Here is a 15,849-nt window from a genome sequence, read left to right as displayed (position 1 = left end):
CGTTTGGCTGGCGAACTGTTGGACGCTGCTGAAGGTAAAGGTGCTGCTGTTAAGAAGCGTGAAGACGTGCACCGTATGGCTGAAGCTAACAAAGCTTTCTCGCACTACCGCTTCTAATTTTAGCTTCACTAATTTTGCGAGGGCTTTATGGCTCGTACTACTCCGATTAGCCGCTACCGTAACATCGGTATCGTTGCTCACGTGGATGCTGGTAAAACCACTACCACCGAGCGCGTCCTTTTTTACACCGGCAAAAGTCACAAGATGGGCGAGGTGCATGACGGCGCCGCGACCACGGACTGGATGGTGCAGGAGCAGGAGCGTGGTATTACCATTACTTCTGCTGCTATCACCGCCTTCTGGCAGGGTTCTGCGAAGCAGCACAAGGACCAATACCGTTTCAACGTCATTGACACCCCGGGCCACGTAGACTTCACCATTGAAGTTGAGCGTTCCCTGCGTGTACTCGACGGCGCGGTCGTTGTGTTCTGTGGTACTTCGGGTGTTGAGCCTCAGTCCGAAACCGTATGGCGTCAAGCCAACAAGTACGGTGTTCCACGTATCGTTTACGTGAACAAGATGGACCGTGCTGGTGCGAACTTCCTGCGCGTGATCGCTCAGATCAAGCAGCGTCTGGGTCACACTCCAGTGCCAATCCAGTTGGCTATCGGTTCCGAAGACAACTTCCAGGGTCAGATCGATCTGATGACCATGGAAGCGGTTTACTGGAACGATGCTGACAAGGGCATGACGCCTCGTCGCGAAGCTATCCCTGCTGAACTGCAGGAACTGGCTGAAGAGTGGCGTAGCAACATGGTTGAAGCTGCGGCTGAAGCCAGTGAAGAGCTGATGAACAAGTACCTCGAAGGGGAAGAGCTCTCCATCGAGGAAATCAAGGCCGCTCTGCGTCAGCGTACTATCGCTGGTGAGATCGTTCTGGCTGTTTGCGGTTCTTCCTTCAAGAACAAGGGTGTTCCCCTGGTTCTCGACGCCGTTATCGACTACCTGCCTGCTCCTACTGATATTCCTGCCATCAAGGGTACTGACCCGGATGACGAGGAAAAACAAATGGAGCGTCATGCGAGCGACGACGAGCCGTTCTCGGCTCTGGCGTTCAAGATCGCTACCGACCCATTTGTGGGTACCTTGACCTTTGTCCGTGTTTACTCGGGCGTGTTGGCCTCCGGCGACGGCGTGATCAACTCGGTTAAGGGCAAGAAAGAGCGCGTGGGTCGTATGGTGCAAATGCACGCAAACGCCCGTGAAGAAATCAAGGAAGTACGCGCTGGTGACATCGCGGCCTTGATCGGCATGAAGGACGTCACCACTGGTGAAACCTTGTGCAACGCTGACAAGCCAATCATCCTGGTTCGCATGGACTTCCCGGAGCCGGTTATTTCGGTTGCCGTTGAGCCTAAGACCAAGGATGACCAGGAAAAAATGGGTATCGCTCTGGGCAAGCTTGCTCAGGAAGACCCGTCTTTCCGCGTTAAAACCGATGAAGAGACTGGTCAGACGATCATCTCTGGCATGGGCGAATTGCACTTGGACATCCTGGTAGACCGGATGCGCCGCGAGTTCAACGTCGAAGCCAACATTGGTAAGCCTCAGGTTTCCTATCGTGAGCGCATCACGAAGAGCTGTGAGATCGAAGGCAAGTTCGTTCGTCAGTCCGGTGGTCGTGGTCAGTTCGGTCACTGCTGGATCCGTTTTGCTCCTGCTGACGAAGGTCAGGAAGGTCTGCAATTCCTGAACGAAGTAGTGGGTGGTGTGGTTCCTAAGGAATACATCCCGGCTATCCAGAAGGGTATCGAAGAGCAGATGAAGAACGGCGTTGTTGCCGGCTATCCGCTGATCGGCCTGAAGGCTACCGTGTTTGATGGTTCCTACCACGACGTCGACTCCAACGAGATGGCGTTTAAGGTGGCTGCTTCCATGGCGACCAAGCAACTGGCCCAGAAGGGCGGTGGTGAATTGCTTGAGCCGATCATGGCGGTAGAGGTTGTTACGCCTGAAGACTATATGGGTGACGTGATGGGCGACCTTAACCGTCGTCGCGGCATGATCTTGGGTATGGAAGACACGGTCTCCGGCAAAGTAATTCGTGCTGAAGTTCCGCTGGGTGAGATGTTCGGTTATGCGACTGACGTCCGTTCCATGTCCCAGGGTCGCGCAAGCTACTCTATGGAATTCAAAAAATACAATACAGCTCCGTCGCATATCGTCGAAACTGTTACCAAAAAACAAGGCTGATTCAGCCCCTTTAGGCTAGGAGTTAATTGTCGTGGCTAAAGAAAAATTTGATCGTTCCCTACCGCACGTCAACGTTGGCACCATCGGTCACGTTGACCACGGTAAAACCACTCTGACTGCTGCTCTGACTCGCGTCTGCTCCGAAGTTTTCGGTTCGGCCGTTGTTGCTTTCGATAAAATCGACAGCGCTCCGGAAGAAAAGGCTCGTGGTATCACCATCAACACCGCGCACGTTGAGTACAACTCTTCGATTCGTCACTACGCTCACGTTGACTGCCCAGGTCACGCTGACTATGTGAAGAACATGATCACTGGTGCTGCCCAGATGGACGGCGCTATCCTGGTTTGCTCGGCCRCTGATGGTCCGATGCCACAAACCCGTGAGCACATCCTGCTGTCCCGTCAGGTAGGCGTTCCGTACATCGTTGTCTTCCTGAACAAGGCTGACATGGTTGACGACGCTGAGCTGCTGGAACTGGTTGAGATGGAAGTGCGCGATCTGCTGAGCACTTACGACTTCCCAGGTGACGACACTCCGATCATCATCGGTTCGGCTCTGATGGCTCTGAACGGCCAAGACGACAACGAAATGGGTACCACCGCTGTTAAGCGTCTGGTAGAAACTCTGGACAGCTACATCCCAGAGCCAGTTCGTGTTATCGACAAGCCGTTCCTGATGCCAATCGAAGACGTATTCTCGATCTCCGGTCGTGGTACTGTTGTGACTGGTCGTATCGAGCGCGGTATCGTCAAGGTTCAGGATCCACTGGAAATCGTTGGTCTGCGTGACACTACCGTCACCACCTGCACCGGTGTTGAAATGTTCCGTAAGCTGCTCGACGAAGGTCGTGCTGGCGAGAACTGCGGCGTTCTGCTGCGTGRCACCAAGCGTGACGACGTTGAGCGTGGCCAGGTTCTGGTTAAGCCAGGTTCGGTTAAGCCGCACACCAAGTTCGAAGCTGAAGTGTACGTTCTGAGCAAAGAAGAAGGCGGTCGTCACACTCCGTTCTTCAAAGGCTACCGTCCACAGTTCTACTTCCGGACCACTGACGTGACCGGTAACTGCGAACTGCCGGAAGGCGTTGAAATGGTAATGCCGGGCGACAACATCAAAATGGTTGTCACCCTGATCAAGACCATCGCAATGGAAGACGGTCTGCGTTTCGCTATTCGTGAAGGCGGTCGTACCGTCGGCGCTGGCGTCGTAGCCAAAATCATCGAGTAATCGATGATTTGATAAAAAGCCCCCGCTTGCGGGGGCTTTTTTATTGGGTTGACACTATGTTGGCCCGTCTATAGAATTGCGCCTCCTTTTAACGGGCGCAGTGCGCCCGGTGGGAATAGCAGCCGGAGTCTGAAATCCAATGCAAAATCAGCAAATCCGTATCAGGTTGAAGGCTTTTGACCATCGCCTGATCGACCAATCCACCCAGGAAATCGTGGAAACCGCGAAACGTACTGGTGCTCAAGTGCGTGGTCCAATTCCACTGCCTACCCGTAAAGAGCGGTTCACCGTTCTGGTCTCCCCGCACGTCAACAAAGACGCGCGTGACCAGTACGAGATCCGTACTCATAAGCGCGTTCTGGACATCGTCCAGCCAACGGATAAAACCGTTGATGCACTTATGAAGCTTGATCTTGCGGCCGGTGTGGAAGTGCAGATCAGCCTCGGCTAAGACTCGGTCTTAGTCGTGTAACGCTCTGAAATGGGCGGCCATAGCGGGTGAAAGCCCCGTACACTCATGAGGTTTACAACATGACTATTGGTGTAGTCGGTCGTAAATGCGGTATGACCCGTATTTTCACCGAAGAAGGTGTCTCCATTCCGGTCACGGTCATTGAGATCGAGCCGAATCGCGTCACCCAGTTCAAAACTGAAGAGACCGATGGCTATCGTGCAGTGCAAGTCACTGTCGGCGAGCGTCGTGCTTCGCGTGTAACAGCTGCTCAGGCTGGCCACTTCGCTAAAGCGAACGTTGCCGCTGGTCGTACCGTAATGGAATTCCGCCTTGAAGAAGGCGAGTACCAGGCCGGCGATCTGATCAACGCTGAAATCTTCGCCGCTGGCCAACTGGTTGATGTAACCGGTCAGTCCAAAGGTAAAGGCTTCCAGGGTACGATCAAGCGTTGGAATTTCCGCGGGCAAGATAACACCCACGGTAACTCCGTATCCCACCGCGTCCCAGGCTCTATCGGCCAGTGCCAGACTCCTGGTCGTGTATTCAAGGGCAAAAAAATGTCCGGTCATATGGGCGCTGAGCGCGTGACCGTGCAGTCCCTGGAAGTAGTGCGCGTGGACGCTGAACGCAATCTGTTGTTGGTCAAGGGCGCTGTTCCTGGCGCTACTGGCGGCAACCTGGTTGTACGTCCAGCAGCCAAGGCTCGCGGTTAAGGGGAAGCTGACATGCAATTAAATGTAAATGACGCTCAAGCGATCGAAGTTTCCGAACTGACATTTGGCGGCGAGTTCAACGAGACGCTGGTTCACCAAGCAGTCGTGGCCTACATGGCTGGCGGCCGTCAAGGTAGCAAGCAGCAAAAGACCCGTTCCGACGTTTCTGGTGGCGGCAAGCGCCCATGGCGTCAGAAAGGTACTGGCCGTGCTCGTGCTGGTACTATCCGTAGCCCAATCTGGCGCGGCGGCGGTACCACTTTCGCAGCTCGTCCACAGGATCACTCCCAAAAGCTGAACAAGAAGATGTATCGCGCAGCAATGCGTTCCATCCTTGCTGAGCTGGTGCGTACTGATCGTCTGGTCGTGGTTCAGGACTTCGCTGTTGAAGCACCGAAAACCAAAGATCTGCTGAACAAGCTGAATGGCATGGGTCTGACTGATGTCCTGATCGTGTCCGATGCTGTTGATCAGAACCTGTACCTGGCTGCTCGTAACCTGCCACACGTTGATGTACGTGACGTGCAAGGTTCCGATCCAGTTAGTCTGATCGCATACGACAAGGTGTTGATCACCGTGTCGGCCGTGAAGAAATTCGAGGAGCTGCTGGGATGAACCAGGAACGCGTATTTAAAGTTCTGCTTGGCCCGCACGTTTCCGAGAAGGCTACGGTTCTGGCAGACAAGAAAGGCCAGTTCGTTTTCAAGGTTGCTACTGACGCAACCAAGCTGGAAATCAAGAAGGYCGTCGAAAGCCTGTTCAGCGTGAAAGTAGAGCGTGTTACTACCCTGAATGTTCTGGGTAAGAGCAAGCGCACTGCTCGCGGTCTGGGCAAGCGTAATGACTGGAAGAAGGCAGTTATCTCCCTTCAGCCAGGCCAAGATCTCGATTTCAGCAGCAGTGCTGAGTAAGGAAGGGGTGCATCATGGCAATYGTTAAATGCAAACCGACTTCCCCTGGCCGCCGTTTTGTGGTCAAGGTGGTCAACCAGGAGCTGCATAAAGGCGCTCCTCACGCACCGCTGCTCGAGAAAAAATCGAAGTCTGGTGGTCGTAACAACAATGGCCGTATTACCACTCGTCACATCGGTGGTGGTCATAAGCAGCATTATCGTCTGGTCGACTTCCGTCGTAACGACAAAGATGGCATCGCTGCCACTGTCGAGCGTATCGAATACGATCCAAACCGTACTGCTCACATCGCTCTGCTGCTGTACGCAGATGGCGAGCGTCGCTACATCATCGCCCCTAAAGGCGTGAGCGCTGGCGACCAGCTGATCGCAGGTGCTCTGGCACCGATCAAGCCGGGCAACGCTCTGCAGCTGCGTAACATTCCAGTTGGTAGCACCGTACACGGCATCGAATTGAAGCCAGGTAAAGGCGCGCAAATCGCTCGTTCCGCTGGTGCTTCGGCTCAGCTGATCGCTCGTGAAGGTGTCTACGTGATTAAGACCTGGTCGCGCCGTTCCATGATCCTGCCACAAATGGTCGGTCTGACCATCGCAGTACACAACGGTCGTCAACACGTCCCAGTTCTCGTTAACGAAGACATGGTCGGCCACAAACTGGGCGAGTTCGCCGGTACCCGCACATATCGTGGGCACGTGGCAGACAAGAAAGCCAAGCGTTAAGGGGTTAGGAAATGGAAGTAGCCGCTAAGTTGTCGGGCGCTCGAATCTCCGCCCAGAAAGCCCGCTTGGTCGCCGACCAGATCCGCGGGAAGAAGGTGGGCGAAGCGCTCAACCTGTTGGCTTTCAGCAGTAAGAAAGCCGCCGAGATCATGAAGAAAGTGCTGGAGTCGGCCGTAGCCAACGCCGAGCATAACGAAGGCGCAGACGTTGATGACCTTAAAGTCAGCACCGTTTTCGTCAACGAAGGGCGTTCGCTGAAGCGCATCATGCCACGTGCCAAAGGCCGTGCTGATCGCATCGTCAAGCGGTCTTGCCATATCACTGTCAAGGTTGCTGACAAGTAACGGAGTCGAAGAGATGGGTCAGAAAGTACATCCCATTGGCATTCGCCTGGGAATCGTCAAGGAGCACACCTCCGTCTGGTACGCAGACGGTCGGACTTATGCGGACTATTTGTTCGCTGATCTGAAGGTGCGTGAGTATCTCCAAGACAAACTAAAAAGCGCGTCCGTAAGCCGTATCGATATCCATCGTCCGGCCCAAACTGCACGTATCACCATCCACACCGCTCGTCCAGGTATCGTTATCGGGAAGAAAGGTGAAGATGTTGAGAAACTGCGCCAGGACCTGACCAAGCAAATGGGTGTGCCTGTGCACATCAATATCGAAGAGATCCGTAAGCCGGAACTCGACGGTATGCTGGTTGCGCAGAGCGTAGCTCAGCAGCTGGAGCGTCGCGTAATGTTCCGTCGCGCTATGAAGCGCGCTGTACAAAACGCCATGCGCATTGGTGCCAAAGGCATCAAAATCCAAGTGAGCGGTCGTCTCGGCGGTGCTGAAATCGCACGTACTGAATGGTATCGCGAAGGTCGTGTGCCACTGCACACCCTGCGTGCCGACATCGACTATGCCAACTACGAAGCTCACACCACCTACGGTGTGATCGGTGTAAAGGTTTGGATCTTCAAAGGCGAAGTAATTGGTGGTCGCCAAGAAGAGCTGAAACCACAAGCACCAGCGCCTCGTAAAAAAGCTGCTAAGTAAGGGGTACGCCAAATGTTGCAACCAAAGCGTACGAAGTTCCGCAAGCAGATGACTGGCCACAACCGTGGTCTGGCATTGCGCGGTAGCAAAGTCAGCTTCGGCGAGTTCGCGCTGAAGTCTGTTGCTCGTGGTCGTCTCACCGCTCGTCAGATCGAGTCAGCGCGTCGTGCTCTGACCCGTCACGTAAAACGTGGCGGCAAGATCTGGATCCGTGTATTCCCGGACAAGCCTGTCACCAAAAAGCCACTCGAAGTTCGGATGGGTAAAGGTAAGGGTAACGTGGAGTACTGGGTTGCCCAGATTCAGCCAGGCAAAGTCCTGTATGAAATCGAGGGCGTTTCTGAAGAGCTGGCGCGTGAGGCTTTCGCCCTGGCTGCTGCAAAGCTGCCGCTCGCCACCTCCTTTGTTAAACGGACGGTGATGTGATGAAAGCGAATGAACTTCGTGAAAAAGACGCGCCACAGCTAAACGAGCAACTGCTCGGCCTGTTGCGCGACCAGTTCAATCTGCGTATGCAGAAAGCAACTGGCCAGTTGGGGCAGTCTCACCTGCTCCGGCAAGTTAAGCGTGACATCGCTCGCGTGAAGACTGTGCTCAAACAGCAGGCAGGTAAGTAATCATGGCTGAAGCCGAAAAAACCGTCCGTACGCTGACTGGCCGTGTTGTCAGCGACAAAATGGACAAGACCATCACCGTTCTGATCGAGCGTCGCGTAAAGCACCCGATCTACGGTAAATACGTTAAGCGTTCGACTAAGCTGCACGCGCACGACGAAACCAATCAGTGCCACATCGGCGACAAAGTCACTATTCGTGAAACTCGTCCTTTGGCCAAGACCAAGTCTTGGGCACTGGTTGATGTTCTCGAACGCGCTGTGGAAGTCTAAGGACTAGGGGTCGGAGAAATTATATGATTCAGACTCAATCCATGCTCGATGTGGCCGATAACAGCGGCGCTCGCCGTGTTATGTGCATCAAGGTGCTGGGTGGCTCCCATCGTCGTTACGCTGGTATCGGTGACATCATCAAGGTTACCGTCAAGGAAGCAATTCCTCGCGGTAAAGTGAAAAAAGGCCAAGTGATGACTGCTGTTGTAGTCCGCACTCGTCACGGCGTTCGTCGTGCTGACGGCTCCATTATCCGCTTTGATGGCAACGCTGCTGTTCTTCTGAACAACAAGCAAGAGCCGATCGGCACCCGTATCTTTGGGCCAGTGACCCGTGAACTTCGTACTGAGAAGTTCATGAAGATCGTCTCGCTCGCCCCAGAAGTGCTGTAAGGAGATCCGACATGCAAAAGATTCGTCGTGACGACGAGATCATCGTGATCGCCGGCAAAGACAAAGGTAAGCGCGGTAAGGTGCTTAAGGTTCTCGCTGACGACCGTCTGGTCGTTGGTGGTCTGAACCTGGTTAAGCGTCATACCAAGCCTAACCCGATGTCGGGCGTACAAGGCGGTATCGTCGAAAAAGAAGCGCCACTGCACGCTTCCAACGTCGCCATTTTCAACGGCGAAACCAACAAGGCTGACCGCGTTGGTTTCAAAGTAGAAGACGGCAAGAAAATTCGTGTCTTCAAGTCGACCCAAAAAGCGGTTGATGCTTGAACACTGCTAGGTAGAAGACCATGGCACGACTAAAAGAGATTTACCGGAAGGAAATCGCACCGAAACTTAAGGAAGAACTTAAGCTTTCGAACGTGATGGAAGTTCCGCGCGTTACCAAAATCACCCTGAACATGGGTCTGGGCGAAGCGATCGGCGACAAAAAAGTCATCGAGCACGCTGTTGCTGACCTGGAAAAGATCACCGGCCAGAAAGTCGTTGTGACCTACGCTCGGAAATCCATCGCTGGCTTTAAAGTCCGTGAAGGTTGGCCGATCGGCGTCAAAGTGACCCTGCGCCGTGAGCGTATGTACGAGTTCCTGGATCGTCTGCTGTCGATCTCCCTGCCTCGGGTTCGCGACTTCCGCGGCCTGAATGCCAAGTCCTTCGATGGTCGTGGTAACTACAGCATGGGCGTAAAAGAGCAGATCATTTTCCCGGAAATCGATTACGACAAGATCGATGCTCTCCGCGGTCTGGACATTACCCTGACCACCACTGCCAAGAACGATGATGAAGGTCGCGCACTGCTGCGTGCTTTCAAATTCCCGTTCCGCAACTGATTGGAGTAGGAAAATGGCCAAGATGAGCATGAAAAACCGCGAGCTGAAGCGTCAGCTCACGGTTGCCAAGTACGCCAAGAAGCGTGCAGCACTGAAAGCTATCATCGTTGATCTGAACGCAAGYCCAGAAGCGCGTTGGGAAGCTACAGTAGCTCTGCAGAAGCAGCCACGTGACGCAAGCGCTTCGCGCATGCGTAACCGCTGCCGCCTGACCGGTCGTCCACACGGCGTTTACCGCAAGTTCGGCCTCGGCCGTAACAAACTGCGTGAAGCGGCAATGCGTGGTGACGTACCTGGTCTGGTTAAAGCCAGCTGGTAAGCACTATCGAAGTCTCGGTGCTCGGGGTCGCAAGATCCTGACCACCGGTGACCTTGAACTTGAATCAAGCCCCTATTGGGGCTTGATTCATTTGTGGGGTGTGTCTAGAATACCCGGCTCGCCTGAGCCCGTGCTTTTTTCGTGCGGAGTTTCTCGGCGAAGGTAGTAGCCGCAAGGCTTATTTTTTTGTATTAGGAGCGTCTAGCCCATGAGTATGCAGGACCCGTTAGCGGACATGCTAACTCGAATCCGTAATGCCCAGATGGCTGAAAAGTCCGTCGTAAGCATGCCGTCTTCCACGTTGAAGGTGGCTGTAGCTAAAGTCCTGAAGGACGAAGGTTACATCGCGGGTTATCAGATCAGCAGCGAAATCAAGCCACTGCTGTCCATCGAGCTGAAGTACTTCGAAGGCCGTCCGGTCATCGAGGAAGTGAAGCGCGTTAGCCGTCCAGGCCTGCGTCAGTACAAGTCCGTCGATGATCTGCCAAAAGTTCGTGGCGGTCTCGGTGTGTCTATCGTCTCCACCAACAAAGGTGTGATGACGGATCGTGCTGCGCGCGCTGCCGGTGTCGGCGGCGAAGTTCTTTGCACTGTGTTCTAAGGGGGGATAAGCATGTCTCGCGTCGCTAAGAACCCCGTTAAGCTGCCAGCCGGTGTCGAAGTTAAATTCGCAGGCCAACAGCTTTCGGTGAAGGGTGCCAAGGGCACTCTCGAACTGAACATCCATTCGTCCGTTGAGATCGTTGAAGAAGCTGGTGAGCTGCGTTTCGCTGCTCGCAATGGCGATCAACAAACTCGCGCAATGGCCGGTACCACTCGTGCGTTGGTAAACAACATGGTCCAAGGCGTAAGCCAAGGCTTCGAGCGTAAGCTCCAGCTGGTCGGTGTTGGTTACAAGGCGCAAGCAAAAGGCACAGTGCTGAACCTGGCTCTTGGCTTCTCGCACCCAGTGGATTATGAACTGCCGGAAGGCATCACCGCTGAGACTCCTAGCCAAACCGACATCCTGATCCGGGGTATCGATAAGCAGCTGGTAGGTCAAGTGGCCGCCGAGATCCGCGACTTCCGTCCACCAGAGCCGTACAAAGGCAAAGGTGTGCGCTACGCGGACGAAGTCGTCCGTCGTAAAGAAGCCAAGAAGAAGTAGGGCATAGCAAATGACCGACAAAAAAGTTACTCGACTGCGTCGCGCTCGCAAAGCACGCCTGAAAATGCACGAACTCGAAGTCGTGCGTCTCTGCGTGTTCCGTTCGTCGCAGCACATCTACGCCCAGGTCATTTCGGCCGACGGCAACAAAGTCCTGGCAAGTGCCTCGACTTTGGATAAAGAACTGCGTGATGGCGCCACTGGCAACATCGACGCGGCCACTAAGGTTGGCCAGCTGGTCGCTACGCGTGCTAAAGCCGCTGGCGTCTCGCAGGTGGCTTTCGACCGCTCTGGCTTCAAGTACCACGGCCGCGTCAAGGCGCTGGCTGATGCTGCTCGTGAAGCTGGGCTGGAGTTCTAAGTTATGTCAAATAACGACCAAAAGCGCGACGAAGGCTACATCGAGAAGCTGGTTCAAGTTAACCGCGTAGCCAAAACCGTTAAAGGCGGCCGTATCTTCACTTTCACCGCGTTGACCGTGGTTGGTGATGGTAAAGGGCGTGTTGGCTTCGGCCGTGGCAAGTCGCGTGAAGTGCCTGCTGCGATCCAGAAGGCAATGGAAGCTGCTCGCCGCAACATGATCCAAGTTGATCTGAACGGCACCACTCTGCAGTACGCAATGAAGTCCGCTCACGGCGCTTCGAAGGTGTACATGCAGCCTGCTTCTGAAGGTACCGGTATCATCGCTGGCGGCGCTATGCGTGCTGTCCTCGAAGTTGCTGGCGTTCAGAACGTTCTGGCCAAGTGCTACGGCTCGACTAACCCGGTAAACGTGGTTCACGCCACTTTCAAAGGTTTGAAAGCTATGCAGTCTCCTGAATCCATTGCCGCCAAGCGTGGCAAAAGCGTCAAGGAGATCTTCTGATCATGGCTACCGTTAAAGTTACGCTGATCAAAAGCATGACCGGCCGCATCCCTAACCACAAACTGTGCGTTAAGGGTCTGGGTCTGCGTCGCATCGGTCACACTGTAGAAGTCCAGGATACTCCCGAGAATCGCGGGATGATCAACAAGGCTTACTACATGCTGCGTGTCGAGGGTTAATCGATGAAACTCAATGATCTGAGTCCAGCGCCGGGTTCCCGTCGCGAAAAGCATCGTCCGGGCCGTGGTATCGGTAGTGGTTTGGGTAAGACTGGTGGCCGTGGTCACAAAGGTCAAACCTCCCGCTCCGGTGGCACCATTGCTCCAGGCTTTGAAGGCGGTCAACAGCCGCTGCATCGTCGCCTGCCGAAGTTCGGTTTCGTTTCCCTGAAAGCCATGGACCGCGCAGAAGTGCGTTTGTCCGAGCTGGCTAAAGTGGAAGGCGACATCGTCACTGTGCAGTCCCTGAAAGATGCCAACGTGATCAACGTCAACGTTCAGCGTGTGAAAATCATGCTGTCCGGCGAAGTTACTCGCGCTGTCACCATCGGAAAGGGAATCGGCGCCACCAAAGGTGCGCGTGCGGCTATCGAAGCAGCTGGCGGCAAGTTCGAGGAATAAATGGCTAAGCAAGGTGCTCTCTCTGCGCTCGGCAAAGGCGGTATGTCTGAACTCTGGGCTCGTCTGCGTTTTCTGTTCCTGGCGATTATCGTCTACCGAATAGGCGCACACATCCCGGTTCCAGGTATCAACCCGGACCGACTCGCAGACCTGTTTCGACAGAATGAGGGGACCATTCTTAGCTTGTTCAACATGTTTTCCGGCGGCGCGCTGGAGCGGATGAGCATCTTTGCACTGGGGATCATGCCGTACATTTCGGCATCGATCATCATGCAACTGATGACAGCCGTCAGCCCGCAGCTGGAGCAGTTGAAGAAGGAAGGTGAAGCTGGCCGTCGCAAGATCAGCCAGTACACCCGCTACGGCACTGTCGTCCTCGCTCTCGTTCAGGCTATTGGCATGTCCATTGGCCTGGCGGGGCAGGGCGTTGCGTTCACTGGTGACTTTGGCTTCCATTTCGTCGCGGTATCCACTTTTGTGGCTGGTGCGATGTTCATGATGTGGCTGGGTGAGCAGATTACTGAGCGTGGTGTTGGCAACGGTATCTCGATGTTGATTTTTTCGGGTATCGTCGCCGGTCTTCCGAGAGCAATCGGGCAGTCTTTCGAGTCTGCGCGTCAGGGTGATATCAACATCTTCGCCTTGGTTGCCATCGGTTTGCTGGCAGTAGCGATTATCGGTTTCGTGGTGTTCATTGAGCGTGGTCAGCGTCGTATTGCTGTTCACTACGCCAAGCGTCAGCAGGGCCGCAAGGTCTTTGCTGCGCAGACTAGCCACTTGCCGCTGAAAGTGAACATGGCCGGTGTTATTCCGGCTATTTTCGCGAGCAGCATTTTGCTGTTCCCGGCTTCGTTGGGTGCCTGGTTTGGTCAGTCTGAAGGTATGGGCTGGTTGCAGGACATCTCGCAGTCGATCGCTCCTGGTCAGCCGTTGAATATTCTGCTGTTTAGTGCAGGGATTATTTTCTTCTGCTTCTTCTATACGGCGTTGATGTTCAATCCGAAAGACGTAGCGGAAAACCTGAAGAAGTCCGGTGCCTTTATTCCGGGTATCCGTCCAGGTGAGCAGTCTGCGCGCTATATTGATGGCGTTCTGACTCGCTTGACCATGTTCGGTGCTCTTTATATGACGGCCGTGTGCCTGTTGCCCCAGTTCCTGGTGGTTGCAGCAAACGTTCCGTTCTACCTTGGCGGGACCTCGTTGCTGATCGTGGTCGTGGTTGTGATGGACTTCATGTCCCAAGTACAATCGCACCTCGTTTCGCACCAGTACGAATCCCTGATGAAGAAAGCCAACCTGAAGGGTTACGGCAGCGGCATGCTGCGCTGACCCATAAGGTTCGAGGAGTTGGTGATGAAAGTTCGTGCATCGGTGAAAAAGCTGTGCCGTAACTGCAAGATTATTCGCCGCGAAGGTGTTGTTCGAGTAATTTGCAGCGCGGAACCGCGTCACAAACAGCGCCAAGGCTGAGTGTGATTGTGCTTCAAGCCCAGCAGCTAGTGCGCTGCTGGGTTGATTATTTGTTATTACAGCGATATTATCTCGCGCCCTATTTCTTGGCTTCCGGGGCGTAGGTAGCTGTCAATTGGAGTCCCACTGAATGGCCCGTATTGCAGGCGTCAACATTCCAGATAACAAGCATACTGTTATCTCGCTGACCTACATCTATGGTGTTGGTCGCACAACTGCACAGAAGATCTGTGCAGTGACTGGGGTAAACCCAGCCGCAAAGATCAAGGATCTGAGCGACGAGCAGATTGAACAGCTGCGTGGCGAAGTGGCGAAGTTCACCACTGAAGGTGACCTGCGTCGCGAAATCAACATGAAAATCAAGCGCTTGATGGACCTCGGTTGCTATCGCGGTCTGCGTCATCGTCGTGGTCTGCCAGTACGCGGTCAGCGTACCAAGACCAACGCGCGTACCCGTAAAGGTCCGCGTAAGCCGATCCGCAAGTAATCGCCCCAGCGAATCGACAGGAATTTAATCATGGCAAAACCTGCTGCTCGTCCTCGTAAAAAAGTCAAAAAGACAGTGGTTGATGGCATCGCCCACATCCACGCGTCTTTTAACAACACAATCGTGACCATCACCGACCGTCAAGGTAACGCTCTTTCCTGGGCTACCTCCGGTGGTTCGGGTTTCCGCGGTTCCCGCAAGTCCACCCCGTTTGCTGCTCAAGTAGCTGCTGAACGTGCTGGTCAAGCTGCGCTGGAATATGGCCTGAAAAACCTCGACGTTAACGTCAAAGGTCCAGGTCCAGGTCGTGAGTCCGCTGTCCGTGCTTTGAACGGCTGTGGCTATAAGATCGCCAGCATCACCGACGTGACGCCAATCCCGCACAACGGGTGCCGTCCGCCGAAGAAGCGCCGCGTGTAATCCAGGAGATTGTAAAGAATGGCTCGTTACATTGGTCCAAAATGCAAACTCGCTCGTCGCGAAGGCACCGATCTCTTCCTGAAGAGCGGCGTGCGCGCGATCGAATCGAAGTGCAACATTGAAGCAGCACCTGGTATCCACGGCCAACGCCGCGGTCGCCAGTCCGATTACGGCACCCAACTGCGTGAAAAGCAGAAGGTCCGTCGTATCTACGGCGTTCTCGAGCGTCAATTCAGCGGCTACTACAAAGAAGCTGCTGGCAAGAAAGGCGCAACTGGCGAAAACCTGTTGCAGCTGCTCGAATGCCGTCTGGACAACGTTGTATACCGTATGGGCTTTGGTTCGACTCGTGCCGAATCCCGTCAGCTGGTATCGCACAAATCCGTCAGCGTTAACGGTCAGACCGTAAACGTTCCGTCCTACCAGGTTCGTGCTGGTGACGTGGTCGCGATTCGCGAGAAAGCAAAGAACCAACTTCGCATTGTCCAAGCTCTCGATCTGTGTGCCCAACGTGGCCGCGTAGAATGGGTAGAAGTAGACACTGAGAAGAAGTCGGGCGTTTTCAAGAACGTTCCTGCTCGCAGTGATCTGTCCGCCGACATCAACGAAAGCCTGATTGTCGAGCTCTACTCCAAGTAAGGGCTAGAAAATAGGTGCATCCATGCAGATTTCGGTAAATGAGTTCCTGACACCCCGCCATATTGATGTGCAGGTTGTCAGTCCAACCCGCGCCAAGATCACWCTCGAGCCTCTCGAGCGTGGTTTYGGCCACACCCTGGGCAACGCGCTGCGCCGCATCCTGTTGTCCTCAATGCCCGGCTGTGCAGTAGTCGAGGCCGAGATTGACGGTGTGCTCCACGAGTACAGCGCCATCGAAGGTGTACAGGAAGACGTAATTGAAATCCTGTTGAACCTTAAAGGTCTGGCTATCAAGCTGCACGGCCGTGACGAAGTTACGCTGACCTTGTCGAAGAAGGGTTCGGGGGTGGTTACCGCTGCCGATATTCAGCTGGATCATGATGTCGAGATCGTTAATCC

At 54.4% G+C, this 15,849-nt stretch carries 27 protein-coding genes and 2 pseudogenes; all 29 read left to right on the top strand.

The window, feature by feature from the left end; translation table 11 throughout:
* Positions 1-117: pseudogene (locus AC1DH9_RS12920) on the top strand (30S ribosomal protein S7); the annotation flags it as partial.
* A gap of 30 nt (positions 118-147) precedes the next feature.
* The gene (fusA, locus tag AC1DH9_RS12915) at positions 148-2,253 is read left to right on the top strand and encodes an elongation factor G (protein WP_019693879.1); all 2,106 of its coding nucleotides are present in this window, start codon (positions 148-150) and stop codon (positions 2,251-2,253) included.
* A 31-nt stretch (positions 2,254-2,284) separates the two neighbouring features.
* On the top strand, positions 2,285-3,478 hold the full coding sequence (gene tuf / locus AC1DH9_RS12910) for an elongation factor Tu (protein ID WP_477808262.1): 1,194 nt from the start codon (positions 2,285-2,287) through the stop codon (positions 3,476-3,478).
* Between the two features lie 139 nt (positions 3,479-3,617).
* Positions 3,618-3,929 carry a 30S ribosomal protein S10 gene (gene rpsJ, locus AC1DH9_RS12905; RefSeq protein ID WP_003186070.1) on the top strand — a complete coding sequence of 104 codons (312 nt, stop codon included), beginning with the start codon at positions 3,618-3,620 and terminating at the stop codon, positions 3,927-3,929.
* 80 nt (positions 3,930-4,009) lie between these two features.
* Positions 4,010-4,645: a 50S ribosomal protein L3 gene (gene rplC / locus AC1DH9_RS12900; RefSeq protein WP_003186059.1), complete on the top strand. Its 636-nt coding sequence runs from the start codon at positions 4,010-4,012 to the stop codon at positions 4,643-4,645.
* Positions 4,646-4,657: 12 nt separating this feature from the next.
* Positions 4,658-5,260 carry a 50S ribosomal protein L4 gene (gene rplD, locus AC1DH9_RS12895; RefSeq protein ID WP_003186057.1) on the top strand — a complete coding sequence of 201 codons (603 nt, stop codon included), beginning with the start codon at positions 4,658-4,660 and terminating at the stop codon, positions 5,258-5,260.
* The gene (gene rplW, locus AC1DH9_RS12890; protein WP_477808261.1) at positions 5,257-5,556 is read left to right on the top strand and encodes a 50S ribosomal protein L23; all 300 of its coding nucleotides are present in this window, start codon (positions 5,257-5,259) and stop codon (positions 5,554-5,556) included. Before rplD ends, rplW begins: the two co-directional genes overlap by 4 nt.
* Positions 5,557-5,570: 14 nt before the next feature.
* The gene (gene rplB, locus AC1DH9_RS12885) at positions 5,571-6,275 is read left to right on the top strand and encodes a 50S ribosomal protein L2 (RefSeq protein ID WP_477808260.1); all 705 of its coding nucleotides are present in this window, start codon (positions 5,571-5,573) and stop codon (positions 6,273-6,275) included.
* 11 nt (positions 6,276-6,286) lie between these two features.
* The gene (gene rplV, locus AC1DH9_RS12880; RefSeq protein WP_003103908.1) at positions 6,287-6,619 is read left to right on the top strand and encodes a 50S ribosomal protein L22; all 333 of its coding nucleotides are present in this window, start codon (positions 6,287-6,289) and stop codon (positions 6,617-6,619) included.
* Between the two features lie 13 nt (positions 6,620-6,632).
* The gene (rpsC, locus tag AC1DH9_RS12875; RefSeq protein WP_003176422.1) at positions 6,633-7,319 is read left to right on the top strand and encodes a 30S ribosomal protein S3; all 687 of its coding nucleotides are present in this window, start codon (positions 6,633-6,635) and stop codon (positions 7,317-7,319) included.
* A 12-nt stretch (positions 7,320-7,331) separates the two neighbouring features.
* The gene (rplP, locus tag AC1DH9_RS12870; protein ID WP_003186052.1) at positions 7,332-7,745 is read left to right on the top strand and encodes a 50S ribosomal protein L16; all 414 of its coding nucleotides are present in this window, start codon (positions 7,332-7,334) and stop codon (positions 7,743-7,745) included.
* Complete coding sequence (rpmC, locus tag AC1DH9_RS12865; protein ID WP_008030901.1) at positions 7,745-7,936, top strand: 50S ribosomal protein L29; 192 nt, start codon at positions 7,745-7,747, stop codon at positions 7,934-7,936. Before rplP ends, rpmC begins: the two co-directional genes overlap by 1 nt.
* 2 nt (positions 7,937-7,938) lie before the next feature.
* Complete coding sequence (rpsQ, locus tag AC1DH9_RS12860) at positions 7,939-8,205, top strand: 30S ribosomal protein S17 (protein WP_003176419.1); 267 nt, start codon at positions 7,939-7,941, stop codon at positions 8,203-8,205.
* A gap of 23 nt (positions 8,206-8,228) precedes the next feature.
* Entirely contained in the window at positions 8,229-8,597 is a 369-nt protein-coding gene (rplN, locus tag AC1DH9_RS12855; RefSeq protein WP_002555479.1) for a 50S ribosomal protein L14, read from the top strand.
* Positions 8,598-8,608: 11 nt separating this feature from the next.
* The gene (gene rplX, locus AC1DH9_RS12850; RefSeq protein WP_007896770.1) at positions 8,609-8,923 is read left to right on the top strand and encodes a 50S ribosomal protein L24; all 315 of its coding nucleotides are present in this window, start codon (positions 8,609-8,611) and stop codon (positions 8,921-8,923) included.
* Between the two features lie 20 nt (positions 8,924-8,943).
* Positions 8,944-9,483, top strand: coding sequence for a 50S ribosomal protein L5 (gene rplE, locus AC1DH9_RS12845; protein WP_003210069.1), 540 nt, complete (start codon positions 8,944-8,946; stop codon positions 9,481-9,483).
* A gap of 13 nt (positions 9,484-9,496) precedes the next feature.
* A complete protein-coding gene (rpsN, locus tag AC1DH9_RS12840; RefSeq protein ID WP_003176414.1) occupies positions 9,497-9,802 on the top strand; it encodes a 30S ribosomal protein S14 in 306 nt (101 codons plus the stop codon).
* Positions 9,803-10,010: 208 nt separating this feature from the next.
* Positions 10,011-10,403: a 30S ribosomal protein S8 gene (gene rpsH, locus AC1DH9_RS12835; protein WP_003186040.1), complete on the top strand. Its 393-nt coding sequence runs from the start codon at positions 10,011-10,013 to the stop codon at positions 10,401-10,403.
* 12 nt (positions 10,404-10,415) lie between these two features.
* Positions 10,416-10,949: a 50S ribosomal protein L6 gene (gene rplF / locus AC1DH9_RS12830; protein WP_007896774.1), complete on the top strand. Its 534-nt coding sequence runs from the start codon at positions 10,416-10,418 to the stop codon at positions 10,947-10,949.
* A 10-nt stretch (positions 10,950-10,959) separates the two neighbouring features.
* The gene (rplR, locus tag AC1DH9_RS12825; RefSeq protein ID WP_003186037.1) at positions 10,960-11,310 is read left to right on the top strand and encodes a 50S ribosomal protein L18; all 351 of its coding nucleotides are present in this window, start codon (positions 10,960-10,962) and stop codon (positions 11,308-11,310) included.
* A 3-nt stretch (positions 11,311-11,313) separates the two neighbouring features.
* Entirely contained in the window at positions 11,314-11,814 is a 501-nt protein-coding gene (rpsE, locus tag AC1DH9_RS12820) for a 30S ribosomal protein S5 (RefSeq protein ID WP_003186035.1), read from the top strand.
* Between the two features lie 2 nt (positions 11,815-11,816).
* Positions 11,817-11,993, top strand: coding sequence for a 50S ribosomal protein L30 (rpmD, locus tag AC1DH9_RS12815; protein ID WP_003176408.1), 177 nt, complete (start codon positions 11,817-11,819; stop codon positions 11,991-11,993).
* A 3-nt stretch (positions 11,994-11,996) separates the two neighbouring features.
* Positions 11,997-12,434 carry a 50S ribosomal protein L15 gene (gene rplO / locus AC1DH9_RS12810; RefSeq protein ID WP_003228720.1) on the top strand — a complete coding sequence of 146 codons (438 nt, stop codon included), beginning with the start codon at positions 11,997-11,999 and terminating at the stop codon, positions 12,432-12,434.
* Complete coding sequence (gene secY, locus AC1DH9_RS12805) at positions 12,435-13,763, top strand: preprotein translocase subunit SecY (RefSeq protein WP_003228718.1); 1,329 nt, start codon at positions 12,435-12,437, stop codon at positions 13,761-13,763.
* 24 nt (positions 13,764-13,787) lie between these two features.
* A complete protein-coding gene (gene rpmJ, locus AC1DH9_RS12800) occupies positions 13,788-13,904 on the top strand; it encodes a 50S ribosomal protein L36 (RefSeq protein WP_002555468.1) in 117 nt (38 codons plus the stop codon).
* A 130-nt stretch (positions 13,905-14,034) separates the two neighbouring features.
* Positions 14,035-14,391 (top strand): 30S ribosomal protein S13, encoded by a 357-nt coding sequence (rpsM, locus tag AC1DH9_RS12795; RefSeq protein WP_003186020.1) that lies wholly within the window; start codon positions 14,035-14,037, stop codon positions 14,389-14,391.
* A 30-nt stretch (positions 14,392-14,421) separates the two neighbouring features.
* Positions 14,422-14,811, top strand: a complete 390-nt coding sequence (gene rpsK / locus AC1DH9_RS12790) for a 30S ribosomal protein S11 (RefSeq protein ID WP_002555466.1) — start codon at positions 14,422-14,424, stop codon at positions 14,809-14,811.
* A gap of 18 nt (positions 14,812-14,829) precedes the next feature.
* Positions 14,830-15,450, top strand: coding sequence for a 30S ribosomal protein S4 (rpsD, locus tag AC1DH9_RS12785; protein WP_003210056.1), 621 nt, complete (start codon positions 14,830-14,832; stop codon positions 15,448-15,450).
* A gap of 22 nt (positions 15,451-15,472) precedes the next feature.
* Positions 15,473-15,849, top strand: a pseudogene (locus AC1DH9_RS12780) (DNA-directed RNA polymerase subunit alpha); the annotation flags it as partial.

The sequence above is a fragment of the Pseudomonas sp. 05T35 genome, from assembly GCF_056396605.1.
Note: the sequence above shows the minus strand (reverse complement) of the source record. Positions and strands in the feature narration are given on the sequence as shown.

What these genes read in the sequence shown, in the direction of transcription:
- fusA (WP_019693879.1), top strand. Translation starts at nt 148, where the DNA reads ATGGCTCGTACTACTCCGATTAGCCGCTACCGTAACATCGGTATCGTT.
- rpsJ (WP_003186070.1), top strand. Translation starts at nt 3,618, where the DNA reads ATGCAAAATCAGCAAATCCGTATCAGGTTGAAGGCTTTTGACCATCGC.
- rplC (WP_003186059.1), top strand. Translation starts at nt 4,010, where the DNA reads ATGACTATTGGTGTAGTCGGTCGTAAATGCGGTATGACCCGTATTTTC.
- rplD (WP_003186057.1), top strand. Translation starts at nt 4,658, where the DNA reads ATGCAATTAAATGTAAATGACGCTCAAGCGATCGAAGTTTCCGAACTG.
- rplV (WP_003103908.1), top strand. Translation starts at nt 6,287, where the DNA reads ATGGAAGTAGCCGCTAAGTTGTCGGGCGCTCGAATCTCCGCCCAGAAA.
- rpsC (WP_003176422.1), top strand. Translation starts at nt 6,633, where the DNA reads ATGGGTCAGAAAGTACATCCCATTGGCATTCGCCTGGGAATCGTCAAG.
- rplP (WP_003186052.1), top strand. Translation starts at nt 7,332, where the DNA reads ATGTTGCAACCAAAGCGTACGAAGTTCCGCAAGCAGATGACTGGCCAC.
- rpmC (WP_008030901.1), top strand. Translation starts at nt 7,745, where the DNA reads ATGAAAGCGAATGAACTTCGTGAAAAAGACGCGCCACAGCTAAACGAG.
- rpsQ (WP_003176419.1), top strand. Translation starts at nt 7,939, where the DNA reads ATGGCTGAAGCCGAAAAAACCGTCCGTACGCTGACTGGCCGTGTTGTC.
- rplN (WP_002555479.1), top strand. Translation starts at nt 8,229, where the DNA reads ATGATTCAGACTCAATCCATGCTCGATGTGGCCGATAACAGCGGCGCT.
- rplX (WP_007896770.1), top strand. Translation starts at nt 8,609, where the DNA reads ATGCAAAAGATTCGTCGTGACGACGAGATCATCGTGATCGCCGGCAAA.
- rplE (WP_003210069.1), top strand. Translation starts at nt 8,944, where the DNA reads ATGGCACGACTAAAAGAGATTTACCGGAAGGAAATCGCACCGAAACTT.
- rpsH (WP_003186040.1), top strand. Translation starts at nt 10,011, where the DNA reads ATGAGTATGCAGGACCCGTTAGCGGACATGCTAACTCGAATCCGTAAT.
- rplF (WP_007896774.1), top strand. Translation starts at nt 10,416, where the DNA reads ATGTCTCGCGTCGCTAAGAACCCCGTTAAGCTGCCAGCCGGTGTCGAA.
- rplR (WP_003186037.1), top strand. Translation starts at nt 10,960, where the DNA reads ATGACCGACAAAAAAGTTACTCGACTGCGTCGCGCTCGCAAAGCACGC.
- rpsE (WP_003186035.1), top strand. Translation starts at nt 11,314, where the DNA reads ATGTCAAATAACGACCAAAAGCGCGACGAAGGCTACATCGAGAAGCTG.
- rpmD (WP_003176408.1), top strand. Translation starts at nt 11,817, where the DNA reads ATGGCTACCGTTAAAGTTACGCTGATCAAAAGCATGACCGGCCGCATC.
- rplO (WP_003228720.1), top strand. Translation starts at nt 11,997, where the DNA reads ATGAAACTCAATGATCTGAGTCCAGCGCCGGGTTCCCGTCGCGAAAAG.
- secY (WP_003228718.1), top strand. Translation starts at nt 12,435, where the DNA reads ATGGCTAAGCAAGGTGCTCTCTCTGCGCTCGGCAAAGGCGGTATGTCT.
- rpmJ (WP_002555468.1), top strand. Translation starts at nt 13,788, where the DNA reads ATGAAAGTTCGTGCATCGGTGAAAAAGCTGTGCCGTAACTGCAAGATT.
- rpsM (WP_003186020.1), top strand. Translation starts at nt 14,035, where the DNA reads ATGGCCCGTATTGCAGGCGTCAACATTCCAGATAACAAGCATACTGTT.
- rpsK (WP_002555466.1), top strand. Translation starts at nt 14,422, where the DNA reads ATGGCAAAACCTGCTGCTCGTCCTCGTAAAAAAGTCAAAAAGACAGTG.
- rpsD (WP_003210056.1), top strand. Translation starts at nt 14,830, where the DNA reads ATGGCTCGTTACATTGGTCCAAAATGCAAACTCGCTCGTCGCGAAGGC.